1 protein-coding gene is annotated in these 1,988 nt (G+C 69.8%); it reads left to right on the top strand.

Annotation, left to right across the window (positions count from 1 at the left end; all coding sequences use genetic code 11):
- A partial coding sequence (locus tag O3Q52_RS52480; protein ID WP_269655452.1) for a glycoside hydrolase family 65 protein occupies nt 1–1,984 on the top strand: 1,984 nt, incomplete at its 5' end.
- Nucleotides 1,985–1,988 lie beyond the last annotated feature (4 nt).

Below are 1,988 nucleotides of genomic sequence, written 5' to 3' on the forward strand. Positions count from 1 at the left end.
CCAACTGCGCATCGTGCACATGGCCGACCCTCATCTGGCCGCCCTGCGCACCGAGTTCACGGCGGAGAACTTCTCCGGTGAACTCGACGTCGAGGCGGTCCTCGACGGCGCCGTCACCAACGCGGGCGTGGCGCGCTACCGGGACCTGGACGGCCGCCATCTGACCCACGTGCACACCGACACCGCCGCCCCGGACACCGTGTGGCTGCGCTGCCGCACCCGTACGTCGGACATCCGCGTCGGCATGGCGGCACGCCTCACCGCGCACGAACCTGTATCCACCCATCACGGGGCCCTGCACGCCGTCCAGCACACGCGCCTGCCCCTCGCCCCCGATCGCACCGTCACCGTCGACAAGACCGTCACCCTGCACACCTCGCGGAACTCGGCGATCAGCGACCCGCTGCGCGCGGCGGTCGACCGGGTGAGCGCGGCACCCGGCTTCGACGACCTGCTGGAGTCGCACATCACGGCATGGGACCAGCTGTGGCGCCGGGCCGAACTGGACGTTCCGGGTGAGGCAGGAAGCATCCTGCGGCTGCACCTTTTCCACGTCCTGCAGACTCTCTCCCCGCACACCGCCGACCTCGACGTGGGCGTACCGGCCCGAGGGCTGCACGGCGAGGCGTACCGGGGCCACGTCTTCTGGGACGAGCTGTTCGTCCTCCCCTATCTCAACCTGCACTTCCCCGAGGTGTCCCGTGCCATGCTCGGCTACCGCCACCGTCGGCTCGAACAGGCCCGTTCCGCGGCCCGTGCCGTCGGCCGGACAGGTGCGCTCTACCCATGGCAGAGCGGCAGCGACGGCCGCGAGGAGACACAGGAACTGCATCTCAACCCACGCTCCGGGCGCTGGCTGCCCGACCACTCACGCCTTCAGCACCACGTCGGCTCGGCCGTCGCCTACAACGTGTGGCAGTACTGCGAGGCGAGCGGGGACGCCGAGTTCCTGCACACCAAGGGCGCCGAGATGCTCCTGCAGATCGCCCGCTTCTGGGCGGACTCGGCCACATACGACGAGAGCCTCGGACGGCACCGCATCCGCGGCGTGGTCGGCCCGGACGAATACCACGATGCCTACCCCGGTGCCGAGAAGCCCGGCCTCGACGACAACGCCTACACGAACGTCACGGCCGCCTGGGTGCTGACCCGCACGCTCGAAGTACTCCAGGCCCTTCCCGAACCGCGCCGACGGGAACTCGTCGAACGGACGGCTCTGGACGGCGGCGAACTCGAACTCTGGGAGGACGTGTCCCGGACGCTCCACGTGCCCTTCCACGACGACGTCATCAGCCAGTTCGAGGGCTACGGCGACCTGGAGGAACTCGACTGGGAGGGCTACCGCGACCGGTACGGCGACATCCGCCGCCTGGACCGGATCCTGGAGGCGGAAGGCGACACCGTCAACCGCTACCAGGCGTCCAAGCAGGCCGACGTCCTCATGCTCGGCTACCTCTTCTCACCCGCCGAGCTCCAGGGTCTGTTCAGCAGACTCGGCCACCGCCTCGACGAAGCCACCTGGCGGCGCACCGTCGACTACTACCTGCGCCGTACCAGCCACGGCTCCACCCTGAGCGGACTGGTCCACGGCTGGGTGCTGGCCCGGGCGCGGCGCGCCGAGGCGTGGACGTTCTGTCAGGAGGCGCTCAAGGGCGACATCGCCGACCTCCAGGGCGGGACCACCGGAGGGGGAATCCACCTGGGCGCCATGGCCGGCACTCTCGATCTCGTCCAGCGCGGACTGACCGGACTGGAAACACGTCAGGGTGCCCTGTGGCTGGACCCGGTGCCCCTGCCGGAGCTGTCCTCCTACGGGTTCGCCCTCCGCTACCAGGGGCACTGGGGAGTGCGGCTGCGAATGGAGCAGGGGAGCCTGGAGATCGAGGTGCCTGCGTCCGACCTGTCGGCCATCGACGTCCGGCTGCGCGATCGTGTGGTTTCCGTGCAGCCGGGGGAGACGGGTCGACTGGTACTGCCCGACTGACGCC

Source organism: Streptomyces sp. ActVer (genome assembly GCF_027270795.1).
Lineage (GTDB): Bacteria > Actinomycetota > Actinomycetes > Streptomycetales > Streptomycetaceae > Streptomyces > Streptomyces umbrinus_A.